Origin of the sequence: Marinobacter zhejiangensis (assembly GCF_900114775.1) — a bacterium.
GTDB lineage: Bacteria > Pseudomonadota > Gammaproteobacteria > Pseudomonadales > Oleiphilaceae > Marinobacter > Marinobacter zhejiangensis.
In genome coordinates this window covers 929,235-950,207 of the sequence record NZ_FOUE01000001.1, presented here as the reverse complement: position 1 = coordinate 950,207, position 20,973 = coordinate 929,235, and the positions used below count along the sequence as shown (strand labels likewise).

Annotated in this window: 18 protein-coding genes and 1 riboswitch; of the genes, 6 read left to right on the top strand and 12 right to left on the bottom strand. The window is 60.8% G+C overall.

Going from position 1 to position 20,973, the window contains the following annotated elements; genetic code table 11:
• Positions 1-5 precede the first annotated feature (5 nt).
• From BMZ67_RS04250 to cbiB, 3 genes are all read right to left on the bottom strand, one after another.
• Positions 6-2,018 carry a TonB-dependent receptor domain-containing protein gene (locus BMZ67_RS04250; RefSeq protein ID WP_245749866.1) on the bottom strand — a complete coding sequence of 671 codons (2,013 nt, stop codon included), beginning with the start codon at positions 2,016-2,018 and terminating at the stop codon, positions 6-8.
• Positions 2,004-2,213: riboswitch (cobalamin riboswitch) on the bottom strand. (Overlaps the previous gene by 15 nt.)
• A gap of 22 nt (positions 2,214-2,235) precedes the next feature.
• Positions 2,236-3,267, bottom strand: a complete 1,032-nt coding sequence (cobD, locus tag BMZ67_RS04245; protein WP_245749865.1) for a threonine-phosphate decarboxylase CobD — start codon at positions 3,265-3,267, stop codon at positions 2,236-2,238.
• The gene (gene cbiB, locus BMZ67_RS04240; protein ID WP_092020931.1) at positions 3,264-4,208 is read right to left on the bottom strand and encodes an adenosylcobinamide-phosphate synthase CbiB; all 945 of its coding nucleotides are present in this window, start codon (positions 4,206-4,208) and stop codon (positions 3,264-3,266) included. The genes cobD and cbiB overlap by 4 nt, the downstream gene beginning before the upstream one ends.
• Before the next feature lie 105 nt (positions 4,209-4,313).
• Between cbiB and cobT the strand changes: the two genes are divergently transcribed.
• Positions 4,314-5,369, top strand: a complete 1,056-nt coding sequence (gene cobT, locus BMZ67_RS04235) for a nicotinate-nucleotide--dimethylbenzimidazole phosphoribosyltransferase (RefSeq protein ID WP_092020638.1) — start codon at positions 4,314-4,316, stop codon at positions 5,367-5,369.
• Position 5,370: 1 nt separating this feature from the next.
• Positions 5,371-5,973, top strand: a complete 603-nt coding sequence (locus tag BMZ67_RS04230; RefSeq protein WP_092020637.1) for a histidine phosphatase family protein — start codon at positions 5,371-5,373, stop codon at positions 5,971-5,973.
• Between the two features lie 395 nt (positions 5,974-6,368).
• On the opposite strand, the gene BMZ67_RS04225 is transcribed toward BMZ67_RS04230, so the two are convergent.
• Positions 6,369-8,420, bottom strand: coding sequence for an alkyl/aryl-sulfatase (locus BMZ67_RS04225; protein ID WP_245749864.1), 2,052 nt, complete (start codon positions 8,418-8,420; stop codon positions 6,369-6,371).
• A 236-nt stretch (positions 8,421-8,656) separates the two neighbouring features.
• On the opposite strand from BMZ67_RS04225, the gene BMZ67_RS04220 reads away from it, so the two are divergent.
• A complete protein-coding gene (locus BMZ67_RS04220) occupies positions 8,657-9,448 on the top strand; it encodes a hypothetical protein (RefSeq protein ID WP_092020636.1) in 792 nt (263 codons plus the stop codon).
• 31 nt (positions 9,449-9,479) lie between these two features.
• Here the strand turns inward: BMZ67_RS04220 and cobU are convergent, their stop codons facing one another.
• On the bottom strand, positions 9,480-10,001 hold the full coding sequence (gene cobU / locus BMZ67_RS04215; protein WP_092020635.1) for a bifunctional adenosylcobinamide kinase/adenosylcobinamide-phosphate guanylyltransferase: 522 nt from the start codon (positions 9,999-10,001) through the stop codon (positions 9,480-9,482).
• Between the two features lie 253 nt (positions 10,002-10,254).
• Between cobU and BMZ67_RS04210 the strand changes: the two genes are divergently transcribed.
• The 3 genes from BMZ67_RS04210 (at position 10,255) to BMZ67_RS04200 (ending at position 15,462) form a co-directional block, all read left to right on the top strand.
• Positions 10,255-12,738, top strand: coding sequence for a membrane dipeptidase (locus BMZ67_RS04210; RefSeq protein WP_092020634.1), 2,484 nt, complete (start codon positions 10,255-10,257; stop codon positions 12,736-12,738).
• A 110-nt stretch (positions 12,739-12,848) separates the two neighbouring features.
• Positions 12,849-14,741: a putative nucleotidyltransferase substrate binding domain-containing protein gene (locus BMZ67_RS04205; protein ID WP_092020633.1), complete on the top strand. Its 1,893-nt coding sequence runs from the start codon at positions 12,849-12,851 to the stop codon at positions 14,739-14,741.
• Position 14,742: 1 nt separating this feature from the next.
• On the top strand, positions 14,743-15,462 hold the full coding sequence (locus tag BMZ67_RS04200) for a 3'-5' exonuclease (protein ID WP_092020632.1): 720 nt from the start codon (positions 14,743-14,745) through the stop codon (positions 15,460-15,462).
• A 48-nt stretch (positions 15,463-15,510) separates the two neighbouring features.
• Here BMZ67_RS04200 and BMZ67_RS04195 read toward each other — a convergent pair whose 3' ends face one another.
• The 7 genes from BMZ67_RS04195 to BMZ67_RS04165 all read right to left on the bottom strand — a co-directional run bounded on the left by BMZ67_RS04195 (position 15,511) and on the right by BMZ67_RS04165 (position 20,972).
• Positions 15,511-15,963 (bottom strand): hypothetical protein, encoded by a 453-nt coding sequence (locus BMZ67_RS04195; RefSeq protein WP_092020631.1) that lies wholly within the window; start codon positions 15,961-15,963, stop codon positions 15,511-15,513.
• Complete coding sequence (locus tag BMZ67_RS04190; RefSeq protein ID WP_092020630.1) at positions 15,953-16,354, bottom strand: hypothetical protein; 402 nt, start codon at positions 16,352-16,354, stop codon at positions 15,953-15,955. The genes BMZ67_RS04195 and BMZ67_RS04190 overlap by 11 nt, the downstream gene beginning before the upstream one ends.
• Positions 16,355-16,505: 151 nt before the next feature.
• Entirely contained in the window at positions 16,506-17,249 is a 744-nt protein-coding gene (locus BMZ67_RS04185) for a DUF2071 domain-containing protein (RefSeq protein ID WP_175481824.1), read from the bottom strand.
• 101 nt (positions 17,250-17,350) lie between these two features.
• The gene (locus BMZ67_RS04180) at positions 17,351-17,587 is read right to left on the bottom strand and encodes a hypothetical protein (protein ID WP_092020628.1); all 237 of its coding nucleotides are present in this window, start codon (positions 17,585-17,587) and stop codon (positions 17,351-17,353) included.
• 12 nt (positions 17,588-17,599) lie between these two features.
• Complete coding sequence (locus tag BMZ67_RS04175) at positions 17,600-18,073, bottom strand: hypothetical protein (RefSeq protein WP_092020627.1); 474 nt, start codon at positions 18,071-18,073, stop codon at positions 17,600-17,602.
• A gap of 128 nt (positions 18,074-18,201) precedes the next feature.
• Entirely contained in the window at positions 18,202-19,359 is a 1,158-nt protein-coding gene (gene msrB / locus BMZ67_RS04170) for a peptide-methionine (R)-S-oxide reductase MsrB (protein ID WP_092020626.1), read from the bottom strand.
• A gap of 140 nt (positions 19,360-19,499) precedes the next feature.
• The gene (locus tag BMZ67_RS04165; protein WP_092020625.1) at positions 19,500-20,972 is read right to left on the bottom strand and encodes a sensor histidine kinase; all 1,473 of its coding nucleotides are present in this window, start codon (positions 20,970-20,972) and stop codon (positions 19,500-19,502) included.
• Position 20,973: the final 1 nt, after the last annotated feature.

Below are 20,973 nucleotides of genomic sequence, written 5' to 3'. Positions count from 1 at the left end.
ACGACTTACTGGAAGTCGTAACGGACGGACAGCATGCCGGTACGGCCGGCGGCGATGTACTTCGCACCGCTGAAACGCTGCGCAGTGGCATATTCACGATCAAACACGTTGGCCACGGTCAGGCGGGTTGACCAGTTGCGGGCAAATGCCCAGCTGGCACGAAGATCCAGGGTGGCATAACCCGCCAGCTTCTTGGTGTTGGCCGCATCATCGTAACGTTCGCCCTGGACGTGGTAGGTGGTGCCCACGGACCAGTTGGTAAAGTCATGATCGAGGTCGACCCGCATGGAACGGTCACTGCGGCGACGCAGGCGGTTGTCGGTCTCGGTATCACGAGGGTCGGTGTACGCCAGCGCTGTTGCCAGCCGCCAGCCATCAACGTTCAAACCAGCCGCCAGTTCGGCACCACGAATCCGGGCCTTGCTGACATTGGCCGGGGACAGTGTCAGGGTCGGTACATCGAAGTGCAGTTCAATCAGGTTGTCGACGTCCATCTGGTAGAGCGCCAGGTCCCAGAACCAGTTCAGGTAGCTACCGCCAACCCCAATTTCATAGGCATCGGACTCCTCGGGCTTGAGGTCCGGGTTGCCGGAATAGGCACTGCCGTCGTTATACACTTCGGTCGGGTAGTACAGATCGTTAAACGTGGGCCCCCGGAACGCGGTGCCATAGCTGGCTCGTACCCGGTGGTAACGGTCGATGGAGTGGCCCAGGGCAATGCCGCCGGTCTCGTTCTTGCCGTAGGCTTCGTTATCATCGCCACGCAGACTCAGCTGGACGTCGGTGGGACCGAAATGCAGGCGCAACTGGCTAAACAGGGCGGAGTTTGAGCGGCTGTTTTCGTCAAACGCGGTGGTACTTTCCACCGACTCATCCTGCAACTCTGCACCCAGCACCCATTCGTGGACATTCATGGTCAGGGTGTTTTCCCAGCGCCCGGTGCGGGTTTGGGTATTGAAGGTAGAAGCGCCGTAACTGGTGACGTTGTCCTGTTCATCCCGCGCTTCGGAAAACTGGATTGATGAACGCCAGTAATCGCTGACCGGGGTATCCAGGCGGAAGCCTGCTGTGCGGATGGTGAAGTCGGTTTCACCGCCTTCAAATTCAGTGTTCCCCGTGGACTCCATAAAGACCAGCGCGGCTTCGCCACCGTTGTCGAATTCATGGGTCATACGGGCAACGCCCGCGGAGTTACGGTAGCCCTGATCTTCCCCTCCCTCGACCAACGGTGCTCCGTCCGATTCCTTGTGCAGTCCGTTCAGGCTGAGACGGGTACGGCCAGTGCTGACGGCAACCCCGGCGTTGACCCGCTGGGTATCGAAATTGCCGGCAGCCCCCTCGATCCAGCCGTGCTGGCCTGGCCGGGGATCGACGGTGAATGCCTGAACCACACCACCCACCGCATCCGCACCGTACAGGGAGCTGCGCGGCCCGCGGACGATTTCAATCCGCTCCACCAGCTCCACCGGCACGAACTGCCAGGGGGCCCCGCCACTGGTGGCGGAACGCAGACGAATGCCATCAATCATAAAGACCGTGGAGTCGCTGCCGGTACCACGGGTGTAAACGCTGGTGTTCTTGCCAAACGAGCCGTTGGAGACGATGTCGATCCCCGGTTGCCCCCGCAGCAGGTCCTGCAGCTCAGCCGGGTTCTGGGCCTTGATGTCTTCTTCGCGGATCACTGTGACCGAGGACAGGCTTTCACCGATGGTCATTGGCCCGGCGGTGCCGGTCACCACGATGGTTTCCATTTCAGATACCGGGGCGTCGGCACCTTCGGCCATGGCAGGGGCCGTGAACAAAAGCAGGGAGGAGGAACAGCCGGTCAGGGCAAGGACCGGAAACTTCTTGGGAAAACGCATAATCAACAGCTCGCTGGCATCCCGTGCGCACCCGCACGGAGAGTCTTCTGGTGCTGCGATGAAACGGACGGGAGGTGGGCTGACAATGCGGACTTGGGGAAAACACTGGCCGGATTTACCCACCACCGCTGCCCACCGCAACGTCTGGTGTGTCATCAGGCCGGTCTCCGGGCTTATGAGCAGAACCCTGAGGGGTTCGGGGCTGACCGCCTTCCCATACCGTGGGGTACAGTGGCGCGTTCGATCAACCTTGACTCAATTACCGTTGCGGGGGCAGCGCCGGATTGTCACCGGCTTCCCGTTTCACTTCCGGATGGCTTATCCGGGAGCACCTGAAAACGCGCGGCAAGGCTACCAACTGATGATTAATTGGTCAACGATCTTTGCCGCCCAGACTGCAGTCTGCCAGCGCCTGGGCAAGGCGCTGCCATTCCGCTTCTGATCCGGGCAACCCAATCCTCAGTGCCGGTGGGTGTTCAAACTCACGCACCAGGATGCCTTGGCGGGCCAACTGTTCGGCAAGGTCGGCCGCTTGCTCAGTCACCACATAGCGAAACAGCAGGGTGCCGCCGGTGGGGGTTAACCCGGCATCGCTCAGCAGGGTATGCAAGCGCCCACTTTGGCTGGCAAGCCGCTCCGCCATGGCTGTTCGCCAGGACTCGTCCGACACCGCCCGCGCCATCACATAGCGGGCAGGGCCACTCACCGCCCAGGGCCCGACTGCGGCTGCTAGCGGCTCTGCAACGCTCCGCTCCGCAAGCACAACCCCGGCCCGCAACCCAGCCAGGCCATAGAACTTACCCAGGGATTTCAGTACCACCAACCCGGCGCGATCGGTGTAGGCTGCAACACTGATACCCGGCACCCCTTCGGCGAAGGCCTCGTCCACCACCAACCAGCCGCCGTCAGCCGCCAACCTCTGATGCCAGGCCAGCAGGCGTTCAACGGGAACGCTCTGACCGGTTGGGTTGTTGGGCTGAATCCACACCAGTACGTCGAGCTCGTCCAGCCAGTCGTCGCCACCTTCGACCATCGCGGAGGTTACCCCAACCACTTCGTGACCAGCCGAACGCCAGCCATGGCCATGCTCCCGGTAACCGGGCATCGCCACTCCGACACGACCAGGGCGACGCAGCCGCGGCAGGGTCTGGATCGCACACTGGCTCCCCGGGACCGGGACACATTCCGCCAGGGCCGGTGCCCCGGTCCAGCGGCGAAGCTCGGTGTCCAGGCCATCATCGTCTTCCGGCAAACGCTGCCAAACCGAGAGCGGCAGCGTCGGAACCGGCCAGCTCTCAGGATTGATCCCGGTGGACAGATCCAGCCACTGGTCACGGGGAATGCCCCAGGTGCGGGCCGCTTCGTTCAGCCGGCCACCGTGGAAAGGGCGCGCAGGTTCTGTCACTGCCAACCTCCTGCGGCCAAGGCCAACAGCGCAACCAGCACCAACACCGCCAGCCATAGCGCAACGCCACGGCGCACCAGTGCGATGGCACGGTAAACCGTGGCCGCACCGGGCTTTGGCCCCTGCCCCAGGTGCGGCCGTTCCTTAATTCCGCCGGCATAGGGCGCGGGGCCACCGAGGGTAACCGCCAGGGCTCCGGCACCGGCCGCCATCACCGGGCCAGCGTTGGGGCTGTCCCAGACCCGCCCCTGACGCTGCCAGCACTGCCAGGCCAGACGGGTGTTACCCAGCAGGGCATAGGTCAGCGCCGTCAGCCGGGCCGGTATCCAGTTCATGGCGTCATCAACCCGGGCAGCCACTCGTCCAAACTTCAGGAAACGTTGATTGCGATACCCCCACATGGCATCCAGGGTGTTGACCATTCGGTGCAACACCACGCCGGGAATGCCCGCCACCAGGAACCAGAACAAGCTAGCAAAGACCGCATCAGCGCCATTTTCCAGCATCGATTCACTGGCCGCCGCCGCGACCCCGGCTTCATCCAGCGCTGAGGCCTGGCGGCTGACAATACGGCCAACCTGCTCTCGCGCCAGCTCAAGGTCACCCGCCGCCAACGGGGCAGCAACAGCCTCACCGTGCTCCGCCAGCCCTCGTAAAGACATCGCCAGCCACAACACCACGGCTCCAACCACCATCAGCCAGGGCTGGGGCAACAGGGCGTCCACCACCACCGCCAACACCAGTGGCAGGATCACCACGACCACAAAGGCCAACAAGCCCCGACCGACCGTCGAGCCATCGCGGCGGTTCAGCCTTGCTTCCACCCGGGAGACCATCGCCCCGAAACCCACCAGCGGGTGCCAGCGGCTCGGTTCACCCAGTAGCCGGTCCAGCACCACCGCGACCACGCAGGCCAATACGGAATAACCTAATCCTTCCAACGTCACATCTGCCCTTACCAGTTCGGCGCCCAGTCTACTCGACCTTGACACGGTTTTGACCAGGCACCACCATCGTGACCACTTTTCCCTGCCTGGAACCCAACCATGACGCTGCCCACGAGCTGGACCTCTCCCCCACCCCTGCCGGATGACCGTTTCCGCAACGAAGCGCTGGAGCGCCAAGCGGTGCTCACCAAACCTCCGGGCTCACTGGGCCGACTCGAAGAGGTTGCGGTTGAGCTCGCAGGCCAGCAAGGCAGCGGGCGGCCCTCGGTCGATCAGGTTCATATCGCCATTTTCGCCGGTGACCACGGCGTCTGTGCCGAAGGCATTTCCGCCTTTCCCCAGGAAGTGACCGGCCAGATGATTGCCAACTTCGCCCATGGTGGCGCCGCCATCAGTGTCATGGCCCGCCATCTGGATGCCACCCTGGAAGTGATCAACCTGGGCACGGTGACGCCGGTCCCGGATCTGCAGGGCGTAAACCAGCTGCAGATCGCACCAGGCACCGCCAACCTGGCCGTTGAACCGGCCATGACCCCACACCAGGTCAGCGCCGCACTGCAGGCCGGCGACGATGTGGCGGAGCGAGCCGCAGCAGCCGGTGCCCAGCTGTTTATCGGTGGCGACATGGGCATCGGCAACACCACCACCGCCGCCGCGCTGGCCTGCGCTCTGCTGGATGCCTCCGCCAGCGACCTCGCCGGGCCGGGCACCGGTCTCGATGCCCAGGGCGTCAGCCACAAGGCCGAGGTCATTGGCCGGGCCCTGACCCGCCATGGCGATAACCGCGACCCACTGGCCGTTCTCGGATCGCTGGGTGGCCTGGAGATTGCGGCGCTCACCGGTGCCATTCTCGGCTGTGCCGCCCGCCGGATTCCGGTGCTGGTGGATGGGTTTATCGTCTCGGTCGCCGCCCTGGTGGCGGTTCGCCAGCAGCCAGTGGCGCGGCAGTGGCTGCACTTCTCCCACCGCTCCGGTGAGCCGGGGCACAACCGCGTGCTTGCGGCGATGGAAGCACAACCGTTACTGGACCTGGGCATGCGTCTGGGGGAAGGCAGTGGCGCTGCCGTTGCCCTGCCGCTGTTGCGCTCCGCCTGTGCCCTGCACAACGACATGGCCAGTTTCGCCGGTGCCGGTGTCAGCAACAAGGAAGCGTGAGATGAACCACCAGACCACAACCATTGACCTGATTCGCCATGGCGAACCGGAAGGCGGTCCCAAGTTCCGGGGCAGCCAGGACGACCCCCTGAGCGTGCTCGGCTGGCAGCAGATGCGATCGGCCATTCAGGACGAAGACCAGTGGGATGTCATTGTGACGTCGCCACTGCTGCGGTGCATCGAATTTGCCACCGAAGTGGCAAAACAGCGCAATGTGCCCCTGCATGTCGAAGACCGGCTGCGGGAAGTGAATTTTGGCGCCTGGGAAGGCAAGACCACCGCCGAGGTGATCGCTGCCGAAGGCAACAAGCTGTCCCGGTTCTGGGAAGATCCGGTCGCCAACACCCCACCCGGCGGCGAGACCATCATCGACTTCAATCAACGGGTTGTTGAGGGCTGGCAACACTGGCGCGACCAATTGGCGGGCCAGCGGGCGCTGGTAGTCTGCCATGGTGGGGTCATTCGCATGATCCTGGCGGACGTCATGGGCATTCCGCTGCAGAAGTCCTTTGGTGCGGTTTCCGTGCCGTTTGCCTGTCGCAGCCGTATCCGGGTTGATCAGTCCGACTTCGGTACGCTGACCAGTTTGCATAGTCACGGATAGCAGACTGTAGCCTGAGAGGTTCGGAGTAAACGGTCAGGAGGAACGCTTGTTCCACTCTCCTCTAAGGTACATCCATGTACCTGTCGGAGACCGCGACATCCATGCCGCTGTTCCACAAGCGCTCCTCCTGACCGCAGCCCGAGCACTTCCGATATCGCAAGATGCCGTTCCAGACGCCTGTGAGATATCTCCATTTCCTATGGGTGTCTGGTGGTGGGGCTTTCGTAGCAGCGGCATGGATGCCGCGCAGCCCGGCAGGCACATGGATGTGCCTTAGAGGGCGGCGGAGAAAGCCCCACCACCAGACACTTGCTCCAATCTGACAGGCTGCCAACAAAAAACCGCATCGCCCAAATCAGCACGATGCGGTTTTCGACAAGACCAAAGGCCCTACATCATGAGGTTTTCGGGGTAACCAGCGGCCACCAGAACTCGAAGGAATCCAGCAGCGACAGGAACTCGTCGAACTTGCCGCTGTCGCCTTCGAGCTCAGCGTCCCCCGACTCAACCAGGTCGGTCAGTTTTGAGGTGCCCAGGATCACCTCATTGAACTTGGCCCGATCCACGGTGAACGACACGTCCGCGTCACCGAAGGTCTCGCTGTAGTAGTTCAACACGCCGTTTTCGATGGCCACTCCGTAATCTTCGTCAATGTCCGGCAAGGTGATGTTCATCCGGATGACCTTGCCTGCGGCTTTCGGCCCATTGAGTTTGATGGCCATGAAATCGAGGAACATATCCATCGTCATCGATTGGACAATGTCTGGTGCCGCGGTGTTCGGAACCGGCAACTCCTGAATGCCGTTTCTCAGTTCCTGGGCGCCACTCAGGTAGAAGTTACGCCAGGGGCCGCTTTCCGCCTGGTAGCCCATCTGTTCGAGGGCGTCCGCCAGCAGGTAGCGGGCTGACTGGTTGTCCGGCTCCGCCATCACCACCTGGTCCATCACCTGGGCCACCCAACGATAGTTGCCTTCGTCGAAGTCCTTCTGCGCCATTTCGATGACCCGGTCGGCGCCGCCCATGTATTCAACGAGCTTTATACCTGCGTCTACCGGCGGCAATGGATGCAGGCGCGACGGGTTGCCGTCGAACCAGCCCAGGTAGAAATTCCAGACCGCTTTTACGTCATGGTTCACCGATCCGTAGTAACCCCGGTTCGGCCAGAAGTTGGCCAGCTCATCCGGTAATTCGATCATTTCAGCGGCTTCCACCATGTTGTAGCCCTGGTTGGCCAGGCGCAGGGTCTGGTCGTTCAGGTACTTGTACATGTCTCGCTGCTTCTTGAGCAGTTCCAGCACCCGGTCATTGCCCCAGGTTGGCCAATGGTGTGGCGCGTACAGCACCTCCACGTCGTCCCCCCAACGCTCGATGGTTTCATGCAGGTAGCCAGACCAGGCAGCGGCGTTACGGACCTTTGCCCCCCGCAAGGTGTAGAGGTTGTGGAGGGTATGGGTGGCATTCTCTGCAGCCGTCAGCGCTTTCAGCTCGGGAATGTAGAAATGCATCTCCGCGGGTGCTTCCGTGCCCGGAGCCAGCAGGAATTCGAAGGTCAGCCCATCAATGTCCAGAGTCTGGCCCGTTTCGGTGATGAAATCGGTGGGTGTAATCAGGGTTGGTTCCCCGGTCGAGGTACCCAGCCCGAGGCCCGTACCCATACTGCCCTGTGGGCCTTTTTCCAGCAGGTTGCCATACATGTAGCTGGCACGACGGCTCATGTGGTTACCGGCGTAGACGTTCTCGCTCACTGCCTCTTCGACGAAGTGTTCAGGGGCAATGATCCTGACCTTGCCGGACTGCACGTCGGCTTCATCCACCACCCCGCGGACGCCGCCGAAATGGTCAATATGGCTATGGGTATGAATGACCGCAACCACCGGCCGCTCCCCCCGGTGCTCCCAATAGAGGTCCAGGGCCGCCCTGGCCGTTTCCCTGGAAATGCAGGGATCAATCACGGTGATGCCAGCCTCGCCTTCAATGAAGGTAATGGTGGACAGGTCGGCCCCCTGCACCTGATAGATTTCCGGCGTCACTTCAAACAGGCCGCCTTTGGTCAGCAGCTGGGCCTGGCGCCAGAGGCTCGGGTTGACAGTGTCGGGCGCATCCTGCCCCTGAACAAACTGATAGGCCGACAAGTCCCATACCGTGCGGCCATCCTCCGCCTGGATCACACCGTTGTTTGGCAGCGGGGCAATGAAACCGCGGTCGGTATCCTCGAAATCCCTGGTGTCATCAAATGGCAGGGTATTCAGCAGCGCCGCATTGGCCGCCCGCGTCACTTCCGAGGCGGGCTTGGGCTCAGCCGTCAACGCGGTTTGTGGGGTCTGGGTCTGGGTCGTTGCCGTGGCTTGCTCAGCACTGTCGGATTCCGACGTGCAGGCCGACGTCGAAACAAGCAGACAGGACATGATGGCCGCAGCCAGCCGTCCACGGGGGTGAGTCAGTCGCATTTGTAATACTCCCTGATAAGGTCGGCATTCCCTGAAAAGCGACAACTACCTGATTGTTATAACCACCTCTGAACTGCGAGCGTCAGCAATGAGCATGGACCACAATTTTCGGAACGGCAAGAGCAGGCATCATCCCGGTCAGACTTGCTAAAACGCTGGTCAGGAGCTTTGTTATTCAATGGGGAAACAAATGGGGAGCGCATTCATTGGCAATGCACCTATTAGGGAGGATGGACATGAGCAGGGTTCTTCACTCGTTGGTACTGGCACTCACCCTTGGCCTGACAACGACAGCAGCACACGCACAGGACAGCGGCAACAATGCGGCCGCCCAAGCCAACAATCCGCTGGCGAACACAACCGCGTTCAACATCCAGAATTACTACATTGATGAACTCACCGGCACCAATGAGGATGCCAACCAGCTCATCCTGCGCTACGCCAAGCCAATGACCCTGGGCGATGCCAACTGGGTGATGCGGGCTTCACTACCGTTCAACTCCTACCCGGTGGGGGTTAACGGTGCCCATGAGGCTGGCATGGGGGATTTCGACATTTTTGCCGCCTACCTTATTGATACCGGCAACCCCGCCATCAGCTTCGGCGTTGGTCCCCAGGTCGTAGCACCAACCGCGTCTGAAGATGCCGTCGGTAGCGAGCAGTGGCAGGCAGGGCTGGCCAATGTCTACTTCAACGCGACGTCGGCCCAGTTCCAGTACGGCTACCTGCTGATCTACCGGGGCGGCGTGGGTGACACCAACGGCCGCCAACGGGTCAACCTGGTGGCGCTGCAGCCCTTTGGGTTCCTCCAGCTTGGCGAGGGCTGGTACACTGGAACCGCCCCGCTCTGGAACTATGATCTGACCTCCGACAACTACGGCGTGCCCGTTGGTCTGCGCCTGGGCAAGGTGTTTCCCACCCCTAAGGTGGTTTACAACACCTTCATCGAGCCCCAGTTTTCCATCGCCGACCGTGGCCCGGGCCAACCGGAGTTCCAGTTGTTCATGGCCCTCAACATGCAGTTTTGAGGTTACCCTGAACCGCTGAGGTACGCAGGCCTTAGCCCTTGAGCACCAGGGGCAGGCCCGCCACGCTCATGACCACCCGGTCGCAACGCTCGGCCAGCGCCTGGTTCAGCCAGCCCAGCTGGTCACAGAAGCGCCGGGTCAGCGGGTCCATCCCTATGGTGCCCAGCCCCACCTCATTACTGACTATGACCAACGCGCCCGGGAAGTTCGCAACGGCCTCAAGGAACGCGGACTTTTCCCCGGCCAGCACATCGTCGCCGGCGTGAAGCAAGTTGCTGACCCACAGGCTCATGCAGTCCACCAGCAGGCAGGGCGCCGGGGTCATACCGGCCGCCTCGGCCAGCACCGACGCCAGCTCAACGGGCGCTTCCCGCAGCCCCCAGTTGTCAGGGCGCGCCTGCTGATGACGGCGAATCCGGTCCGCCATTTCAGCGTCCCCCGCCGTCGCCGTGGCCACATAAACCACATCGCCGGGGTGTTCCGCTGCCATCCGTTCTGCCATCCCGGTTTTACCGGAACGGATCCCCCCCAACACCAAGGTACGTGCGCTCAATTCGTCTTACTCCCGTGCATGGTTCCTCACCGGAACCGGACAAACCGCACCAGGCCATAAATTGGCCTTTTGTGATGCAGTTCACACTTAAATATTATGTTACAACCTGTCACGTCTTGTGGGCGCGCGATCAATGCTTGGCCCGCACGACAAAAATCCAACCAATAAAAAAGGAACCTTGTGAGAGGTTCTCACGTTTTAGGAACCAGACCTCAGACTTCCTAAGCCCGACAACAACAAAAACGAGGCAACAATGACACACTCTATCCAGCCCTGTTTCAAGGCGTGGCTGCTTGGCAGCACCCTTCTGCTCTCAGCCTGTGGTGGTGGCGGAGACGCCGATACTCCACAACCGGCCAACGCGCCCGATCCGGTTCTAACCGCGCCAGACGCCTCTCAAGGCGGCCAGGTCGCCGGCGAGACCATCCAGCAACCGGCCGCAATCACTCGCTACCAGTTTGCCAATGGCTGCTACCAACTCCAACAGGGTGACCATTACCTGGCGACAACAGCCGCCGAAGACCAGTACTCCATCACCAGCGATCCCGCCCAAGCGACCGAATTCTACTTCAAACCCACGTCCCTCGGGCGTTACCTGCTGCTTTCAGACTACCAGCGCGGTGCCGGTCAACAAGGCAGCAAGGCCCTGCTGGGCATCAGCGACCCCGTGGGGGAATTCCTCGACGGCTCCGGCAACTTCATTGGTGAAGTCAGCTACCTCGTCGCCGGCCTGGGCGACATGGCCAACTTCCTTCTGGACCCGATTTCTCCTCTGGGAGACGCCATTCGTGACCTCGGTGAAAGCCTGGAGCTCGGCGGCGACCGCATCGGCGATATTAACGTGAACCCACAGCTTGGCCTGGTCACGGAGGCCAGTGACCTGACCGTTTGGGAACTTCTCCCCACCGGCGATGACCGCTTCCAGCTTTCCTCCCAGGTCACCGGGCTGCTGCTGACCGCGTCCGACGAGGGCACCGGACTGGTCTCCCCGTCTCTGGCCGGTGAGACCAGCAAATTCAGCCTGGTGCCTGCAAACAGCTGCGCGAGCTATCCGGAGGCGGAACTCAATGCCTTCATCCCGGACAAGCCACCGGCCATCTACCTCCGGGAGGTTGACCGTTTCCGGGGAACTCCCGGCATCGATAACGACGACATCTATGGGTTCGTGGATGCCCACAGCCATATCACCGCCTACGAGTTCATTGGTGGCCGGGTGAATTACGGCGACCCGTTCCACAAATTCGGCGTGGATCATGCGCTGGACGATTGTGCCGTGAATCACGGCCCCGAGGGTCTCACCGGTCTCATAGAACACGTCACCAGTACCCTGGGGCCCCATGAAACCCAGGGCTGGCCAACGTTCAACTACTGGCCCAGAAACAACTCGCTTCAGCACCACCAGAGCTATTACCGCTGGATTGAGCGCACCCACCTGGCTGGCATGAAAGTGCTGGTCAACCATCTGGTGCACAACGAAATCCTCTGCCAACTCAACCCGCAGAAGCAGAACGACTGCGACACCATGCCCGCCTTGGAACTCCAGGCTCAGCGCATGCATGAGATGCAGGATTACATTGATGCCCAGAACGGCGGTCCCGGCAAGGGTTGGTTCCGTCTCGTGACCAGTCCCGCGCAGGCCCGCGAGGTGATTGCCGATGGCAAGCTTGCCGTGGTGCTCGGGGTAGAAACCTCCAAGGTGTTCAATTGCGGTGAGTTCCAGGGCATCGCTGAATGCACCAGGGACCAGATCATCGAACGCCTGGACCGGCTTTACGCCATGGGTGTCCGAAACCTGTTCCCGGTGCACAAGTTCGACAACGCCTTCGCCGGGCATTTGCCGGACCTGAGTGAAGGCGTGGGTATTGGTCCTGTGCTGTATGCCGGCAACCTGGCGGAAACCGGCCACCCTATCGAGTTTGAAACCTGCCCGGCGGAGGCTGACGAATACAGCGGACTGGAGCCGGATCAGAATCCCAACCCTCTTGGCCCCCTCGGGCTGATGGAACAGCTGCTGTTCCAGCTCGACTACCTGGGTGACCGGTTCCCGGAAAGCCCGGAGGAGTTTGCCGAGTACGACCCCCGTGCGGGCACAGACCACCTGTGTAACCGCCGTGGCCTGAGTGATCTGGGTGAGTTCCTTGTTCAGGAACTGATGCGTCGCGGCATGATGATCGAAACCGATCACATCAGCCGCAAGGCCGCCGCCCGCATCCTCGAAATGACTGGCAACTTCAACTACCCGGTGATCAACAGCCATGGCGGCTGGGGCGGCACCGAGCGCCTGCGCGACCGGATTGCGGCCCAGGGCGGGGTGACCAGCTCCTTTGCCAGTGTCCGGGAACATTGGGTTCAGCAATTGAACCGGGATGGTGGCCGGGTGCGCGATGAAGCATTCATGGTCGGCCCCTATGGTGGCGCTGGCATGGCCTCGGACGTTAACGGCATCGCCGCCCTGGCAGGTAATCCTGGCAGCCCGGAGCAGGCCGAGGAGCTCTACCCGTTCGCCTCCGTTGACGGCCGGGTAATTTTCCAGCCCCAGCGTACCGGCGACCACGAGTTCCGGCTCTATGACGGCCGCGGCGTCGCCCATTACGGCCTCTATCCGGATCAGATTGAAGACATGATCCGCTTCAGCGACAGCCCCCGCGAGCAGGTGAACGAGGCGGTGAACCAGCTGTTTACCTCCGCCGAAGCCTACCTGCGCATGTGGGAACGGGCGGAACAGGCCGCGCGCTGACGATTGCGACAGGGCCATGGGGGGATACCCCCATGGCCCTTCCTGCAAGTTGGCTGCTATATTGCCTGTGACATCAAACACATCCACAGGTGCACAAACCGGGGCAAGGCATGCAGGCCGAACTGATCGAAATCCGCAACCATCTGAGCCAGCACCCACCGTTCGATGAACTTCCCGAGCCGCTACTGGACCTGGTGGCCCGTAATGTCGACGTCGCCTACTACAGGGCAGGCAGCTCCATCAGCCGTTTCGGTGACCCCAGTACCCACCTTTACTACCTGCGCAGTGGCGCGGTAGAGATTTACCGGCGTTCCGGGGAGCTATACAACCGGCTTGAAGAAGGCGAGTTCTTTGGCCAGTTCGGGCTGATGATGAACAAAACCGTGCGCTTTCCCGCCAATGCCCTGGAAGACAGCCTGCTGTACCTGATTCCCTCGGCGGTGTTCCAGACCCTGTGGGAAAGTGACGACAACTTTGCCGATTACGTGGAAATTGAGGATCGCACCCGGCTGCGTTCGGCCATCTCCAACCGGGAGCAGGGCAACGACCTGATGACCGCCAAGGTCAGCCGGCTGATAGGCCGCCCCCCGGTCACCGCCCCTACCACCGTTCGGCTGCAGGAAGCCGCCCGGATCATGACGGAGCAAGGGGTGTCATCCCTGCTGCTGATGGACGAGAGCCAGACACCACCGGCCATGGCCGGCATTGTCACCGACCGCGACCTGCGTACCCGCGCCCTGGTAGACGCACTGCCTTCGGAGACCCCCATTCAGGACATCATGTCCGCAGACCTGATCACCATCCGCACCGATGAGTACATCTTCGAAGCCATGCTGACCATGCTCCACAACAACGTCCATCACCTGCCGGTGGTGGACAAAGGGGAGCCCCGGGGGGTGATTTCCCTGAGCGATGTGATCAAGTACGAGTCCCAGAACAGCCTCTACCTGGTCAGCAATATTTTCCACCAGAACAGCGTCAAGGCCCTGAAGAAAGTCAGCAAGGACGTCCGCGCCAGCTTTGTCCGCATGGTCAACGAAGACGCCAACTCGCACATGATCGGCAGTGCCATGGCCGGTATCGGCCGGAGCTTTACCCAGCGGCTGCTGGAACTTGGCGAAGAGCAGTTGGGGCCACCGCCAGTGCCTTACTGTTTCATGGCGCTGGGGTCCATGGCCCGGGACGAACAGCTGGTGGTCACCGACCAGGACAACGCCATGATCCTGGACGACAGCTTTGACCCAGCCCTGCACGACGACTACTTCCTGGCCCTTGCCCGCTTTGTCAGCGACGGGCTGGCCGAATGCGGCTACAGCTACTGCACTGGCGACATCATGGCCACCAACCAGAAATGGCGGCAACCGCTGCGGGTGTGGAAAGACTACTTCAGTGACTGGATCGATAACCCCAAGGCCGAAGCCCTGCTCAACAGCAACATCTTCTTCGACCTGGACGGCATCTATGGCCGGATCGACATGGCCGAGGAGCTGAAGGTACTGATCGCCGACAAGGCCGGCGAGAGCCCGCGCTTCCTGGCATTTCTTGCCCGCAACGCCCTCAACCGGACGCCACCACTGGGCTTCTTCCGCACCTTTGTGATGGAGCAGGACGGCAAGCAGAACAACACTTTCAACCTCAAACGCCGTGGTACCGCACCGTTGTCTGACCTGATTCGCATCCATGCCCTTGCCGTTGGCTCCCGGGCACAAAATTCCTTCGAGCGCCTCAAAGACATCGGCACCACCCAGTTGCTGCCAGAAGGGGGGGTGGAGAACCTGCGGGATGCCCTGGAGTTCATCTCCATCGTCCGCATACGCCACCAGGCCCTGGCCATTGAGGATGACCGCGAACCCGACAACAACGTCAAACCGGAAGACCTGTCCACGTTCGAGCGCAACCACCTCAAAGACGCCTTCCAGGTGGTCAGCAACGCCCAGAAATTCCTGCGGTACCGCTATCAGGCGTCGTCCGGCCGTCCCAGATCCAACGAGCGGCGGCCGTGACATGAGCCAGCCAATAAGTTGCGACCACACTCCAGCCTGGCCCCAACAGCTGGCGCAACGGGCCAGCACCGCCAGTGACCCCCGGCTGAAACGCTACTTCGAAGCGGGTTGCCCGGACGGCCACACCCCCATCGCCGATGTACCGATGGTGGCCGTCGATTTTGAAACCACCGGCCTCAATCCTGACGAGCACTCGATCGTCAGCATTGGGCTGGTGCAGTTCGACTACCACCGGATCCAGGGGCACAGCGCCCGCCACTGGCTGGTGCATCCGCTGCAGCCCCTGCACCGCCAGTCGGTTGAAATTCACGGCATTACCCATTCCGACATCGGCGATGCGCCGGACCTGGAAGTGGTCCTTGAAGAGCTGCTGGACAGTATGGCCGGCCGGGTGGCTGTGGTGCACTATCAGGCCATTGAGCGGCCATTTATTGATGTGGCGGTAAAGCACCGCCTGGGGGAAGGCATCACCTTTCCGGTGATCGACACCATGGCTATCGAAGCGCACTTGCACCCCAACCGCCGCCTCAGCTGGTGGCAGAAATTACGGGGCGACAAACCGATCTCCATTCGCCTGGCCGACAGCCGAACCCGCTACCACCTGCCTCACTACCCACCCCACCATGCCCTGACAGACGCGCTGGCTACCGCAGAGCTGTTACAGGCCCAATTGCAGCATCACTTCAGCCCGGAAACCCCGCTGGGTGACCTGTGGCTTTGATCGGATAAGGCTCTAGCGTATAGGCTGGGAGTTCCCGTCAGGTAACCGTTAAAACCTGGGGTAAGCTGCGGCATCGTCCATGGCCAGTTTCCGGCGTTTGTCCGCAGACCGGCCCGCCAGCATCAGCAACAACCCGAGGCCAATCGCCACTGACATAACCGAGAAACCAGCCAGGTAATCACTGAAACTGTCCACACCACGGGTGTCTACCGTCCCCGCGATCTCGGGAGATGCCTTGATTGAAAACATGGCAATCACAACGAATACGTTCAGGACCGAACCACCGATCAGCGTGATGCCGGTTGCCGTTTGCCAGCTCCCCCCCCGATAGAGCAACAGACCAATCAGGTGCGACACCACCGCCGGGATACAGAAGACCCCCATGATCCCGGCTTTATCGGCCCCGTTCGCGGAGAAATCGAAGAAGGCCATCAGGCCCACCATGTAGACAAAAAAGCCGGAAACGATAAAACAGAGAATACCGAAGATATTACGAACCACTCACTGCCCCTCCCTGGTGTTGTGAAAAAAATTCGTTCGCCTTGGGCCGGAACAGGAAGAAGAGGATAACGACCAGGAAGACCAGCCCAGGCACCAGCGTCAGCTTTGCCGGTGTCGTCAGCAGCCCAACCACCATCGACACCAGGGCCCAGCCAACGTAGACCATCCGGCCCAACGACTTGCCTTTAAGCATCAGTACACCACACCCCAACGATACAACCACCCCCACAACGTTCAGGGTGTATTGCAGCCAGAGCCGCATGGCATTCATTTCCATCAGCTTGACAACGTCGGGATTGTTGTAGACCACAGCAAACGTCACCACAGACAGGGCCGAGGTAATAATCAGAAACCAACTGATGATGGTGATGGAGCGAGGACGAACGTTCATTGGCTTTCCTTGAGAATGAAGTCTTTGATTCGGGGCCGCTGTTCAGCCTTCCAGGCCAGGGCCGCCGCCCGCATTATAGATAACACCACCGCAGTCACGATAGGCCTGTAGCACCAGAGCCACCGTCGATACCTGCGGTTGCCGCGGGCGGTTAACCCGCCATCAGGCGTTCACTGATCACCTCAAACCCAACTTCCGGCACCGAGAACGCAAATACCGGAGCCCCTTCAATCACCTCACCCAGCCATGCGCTCTTCAGCTCATCCACCTGCAACCCAACCAGCGTGTCCAGCCCGATGGGTAAGTCAATCTCAGCCTGGCACAAGCAACCGGCATCGGGCACATCGGTGATCGCCGAATGCTGGAGGCAAAGGTACGCCAAGGCCTGATCCCGAGTTCCAAAATGGTCCAGCACGCTCGCCGGTATGGCGATCTCAGGCGCACGGTGAAGCAGGCTTACCAGGTCGGGGCTACTCCCGCCAGCAGGAGCTATCGCGGTGTAAACCTGACCATTGTTGGTTTCATGGGTGAATGAGTCGGCATAGTGGGTCAGCATCGAATCACTCGCCAGCCGGGTACCACAAACAAACAGCTTGCTGTTCATGATGTTCTTGAGAAACAGCACCGTGCCCTGCACTTCCTGACCGCTAATTGCATCCACGTACAGCCGCCAGTTGCTCTGGAGGGGGCTGGGAAACAACCGGCGCAGCGGGCCAAGGAGGGACGGGCCGAAGTGGCCATGACGGTAGGTCAGCACTGAGAGCAGGGTTTTGCCATTGAAGGTCATCACCGTAACCCCCTCCGGCACCAGATGCTTGACCTTGTCGAGATCAACCACCCAGTTCAGATACACCACGTCCCGGACATCACTGCTTAAACGCAGGAACGGGAGCAACCGGAACAGCCTCCTTCGCACCCGCCGTAGAACAACGGAGTTGCACAGAGCCTCAAACAACCGCGGGAAAACGCCCGTTGAGGGGTGAGTGTAGGTGTTGTTCAAAGCCCTTCTTGCGCCCGTAAAATGGCTGCCTCGATAGCCGCCTTGGCTTGTGGGCTGTTTTTCCAGCACGTGGTTTTCAGCATTGAGGCCACCCTTTCCGCGATGTCATCCGCCTGGTAAGTGGCCAAATCAGAAAACGTATCTATTCCAATTTCCTCAAACCTTTTCACGACAGTAGCGCCAACGCCCTTAACCGACAACAGAGCGTCTCCTTCCAAATCCGAAAATGCCACACGGCCTCCTTGCTACAAGTTTGTGCGGACGTAGTCTTCCACATCAAAGCTCTTCCCATTCGCCTGGTAGTGCCCATCCAGGCGGTAGGCCATTTTTTCCAGCGGGGCGTCGTTGTACCCATGGGCCTGAATTTCATCGAGATAACGCGTGATGAACCCCAGTGGTTGAAGCTGTCTCCACTGCACAACATGAACCAGCTCGTGGAAGTGCAAGCGCAGCTCGTTGGCGACAGACCGCTGAACGTAATAGGTGTCATCGTACGTGATGCCGGCCACGTCCATATCGATAAAATCACCCAACCCGGCAGCACGGAGCCCGGGAAGATCGGGTTTTGGGATCTGGTCGACAACAACGAAATACGCTGAGTTCAGGAATCCGGGCGAATAAAAACCGCTGAAAGGCTCTTCGAAACGCGAGCAGGATTGCCGCTGCGGTGCATGGGACTGATTAACCTGACGAATCCATTCTTCGATCTGCTTGAGCACTGTTTATCCTGTTCCTAACACAACGAGTGACCGCGCCATGATTACACAGTTTCATGGCGCGCACACCGGGCAGAAAAAAGCCCGAGCCGTTGTGCAACGGTCCGGGCGGGTGCTGCCGGTGGGGCACGTTACATCTCGGTCGCCTTCGGACTGACTCGGTCCAGATAGGCACCATAGCCTTCCGCTTCCATGCGCTCCCTTGGGATAAACCGCAGGGCGGCGGAGTTCATGCAATAGCGCAGGCCAGTGGGCAGCGGGCCGTCTTCGAAGACATGGCCGAGGTGGGAGTCGGCGTAGTGGCTGCGTATTTCCACCCGGGTCATGAACAGGCTGTGGTCTTCCCGTTCGACCACCACACCCGGTTCAATGGGACGGGTGAAGCTGGGCCAGCCGGTACCGGATTTGTATTTGTCGTCGGAGGAGAACAACGGCTCGCCGGACACCACATCCACGTACAGGCCAGCCCGCTTTTCATCCCAGTAGGTGTTGCTGAAGGCCCGTTCGGTGCCATCGTCCTGGGTGACGTCATACTGCAGCGGGGTCAGACGCTGCTTCAGCTCGTCATCGCTGGGTTTGGTGAAGGTGGCCGGGTCAAAGCCGACGGCGCCAGCGGCGGGTGCCGGATGAAACTGGCTGAAGTCGAGGTACCGGTCATCGCCCCAGACCTCGTCGACAAACTGGTAGCGGCCGGAGTTAAAGGTGTAGAACTTGTAACGAATTGGGTTCTTCTTGTAGTAGTCCTGATGGTAGTCCTCGGCGTCGTAGAACACCTCAAACGGCGTAACCTCAATGACTACCGGGGCGTCGTAACGGCCAGAGGCCTGCAAGGCCTGCTTGGCGGCTTCCGCCAGCTCACGCTGTTCGTCGTTGTGGTAGAAGATGCCAGGGCGGTACTGAAGGCCACGGTCAACGAACTGGCCGTTGGCATCGGTCGGGTTCATCATGCGCCAAAGCCCCTGCAACAGCCCTTCATAGGTAATGATGGTAGGGTCGTAGTAGACCTGTACGGCCTCGGTGTGACCGGTACTGCCAGTGCCTACCTGCTGATAAGTGGGGTTGGCCACATCGCCACCGGTGTAGCCGGAAACCGCTTCCACCACGCCCGGTATCTTTTCAAACCCGGCTTCCACGCACCAGAAGCAGCCACCGGCAAACGTGGCCACAGCAAGGCTGGGGTTATCCGGTGCATAGCGGGACGGTTCCGCCATGGTGTCATCACTGGCCAGGCTCCAGCCCAGGACGACCAGGCCCAGCATCAATACCAAACTGACTGCGTAACGTTTCATGTTATTTACCTCTCTGGCCTACCCTGGGCCTGTCTGTTGTCTTCAGACTCCAGCATGCGGCTGTCACTTCACACCCTGATGGGCAAATTCTCACAATTCCATAACATCCGACGATAGGGCCATCGGTCACCCAGCGCCCTTCAACCGGCCTTGGGCAACCACATCGAAAACTCCGCCCCAGAAGGGCGCCGGTTGGCCACTTCAATCTGGCCGTTTTGCAGGCTCATGATGCGCTTGGCAATGGCCAGCCCGAGCCCGGCATGACCAACCACCGTGCCTGAACTTCCGCGGTAGAAGGCATCAAAGATGTGGGGCAGGTCCGCGTCCGGGATACCCGGCCCGTTGTCCTGCACTCGCACCTGGACCCCGTGATCCCGCGAGGCCATGGTGAGCACAACCTCTGCACCTGCCGGGCTGTAGGCAATGGCATTGCCAATCAGGTTGTCCAGAACCCGTTCGGTCATGGCCAGATCACCAAAGGCCAGTGGCAGCGCCGGCGAGCCTTCCACCCTCACGGTAATACCAGAGGCAGCGGCCTTGGGCGCGTGCTTCTGGGCCACGTCATGAAGCAGCTCCGGCAGTGGGAAGGGTTCTGGCCGAGGCTGTTTCTCCTGCGCCTCCAGGGCGGCAAGTTCAAACAGCTCGTCCACCAGCTGGCTGAGACGACGGCACTCCGCCAGGGCGACATCGAGAAACTGTTGCTGCTCGGCTTCACTGAGGCTGGCCCGCTTCATTCTCAGGCTTTCCACATAACCCTGTATCGACGCCAGGGGCGTGCGCAGGTCGTGGGACACCTGGGCCACCAGCCGCCGGCGCAGGGCGTCTTTGTCCTGAAGCTGCTCAATCTGGCTGGCGATGCGCTCAGCCATACGATCAAAGGCAACCCCCAGGTAATCGATTTCGTCCCGCACCACCGGTCGCCGCTGTTGCCAGGTCTGACGATCCGGGGGGGCCATATCGTTGGTCTCAAACTGTTCCACCAGATCCGTCAGTTCACTCAAGCGACGGGTCAACAGACGGAACAGCCACAGTCCTGCGAGCAGGCCACCCACCAGGCTGACCGCCACAGCCCAGGCACTCATCTCGATAAAGCGGCCATCCCGCGCCATCATCTCGGCATTGTCGAACTCCTCTCCGCGCAGCACCACATAGAGGTAGCCTTCCGGGTGTTCGGCAGAGGGAACCGGAGTCACCGAGAAGATTTTCTGGCGCTCGTGACTGCGAGGATCATCCCCCAGGACCGGATAGGCATCCATGTCGCTGAGCAGCGTGCGGATCGGCGCCAGTGATACCGAATTGCGTTTGATTTTGTCGGGGTCGGCGGAGTAGGCCAGGATCTTGCCATCGCCATCCAGCAGGTAGATTTCAATGCTGGGGTTGATGGTCATATAGAGGGCAAACAGTTCCTTCAGCGCGGTTTCATCCAGGTGGCCCTGATCCACCAGGTTACGGTCCTGCACCAGCCGACTCGCCAGCCCCCGATAGAGCTCCTGGTTCACCGAGGCATTGTACTCCCGCAGTGAATACAGGCTGATAAACGAATACAGCAGGCCGACCGCCACCAGCAGCAGGCACAGGCCGAGGGCCAGGCGTGTGTACAGGGTATTCAGCATG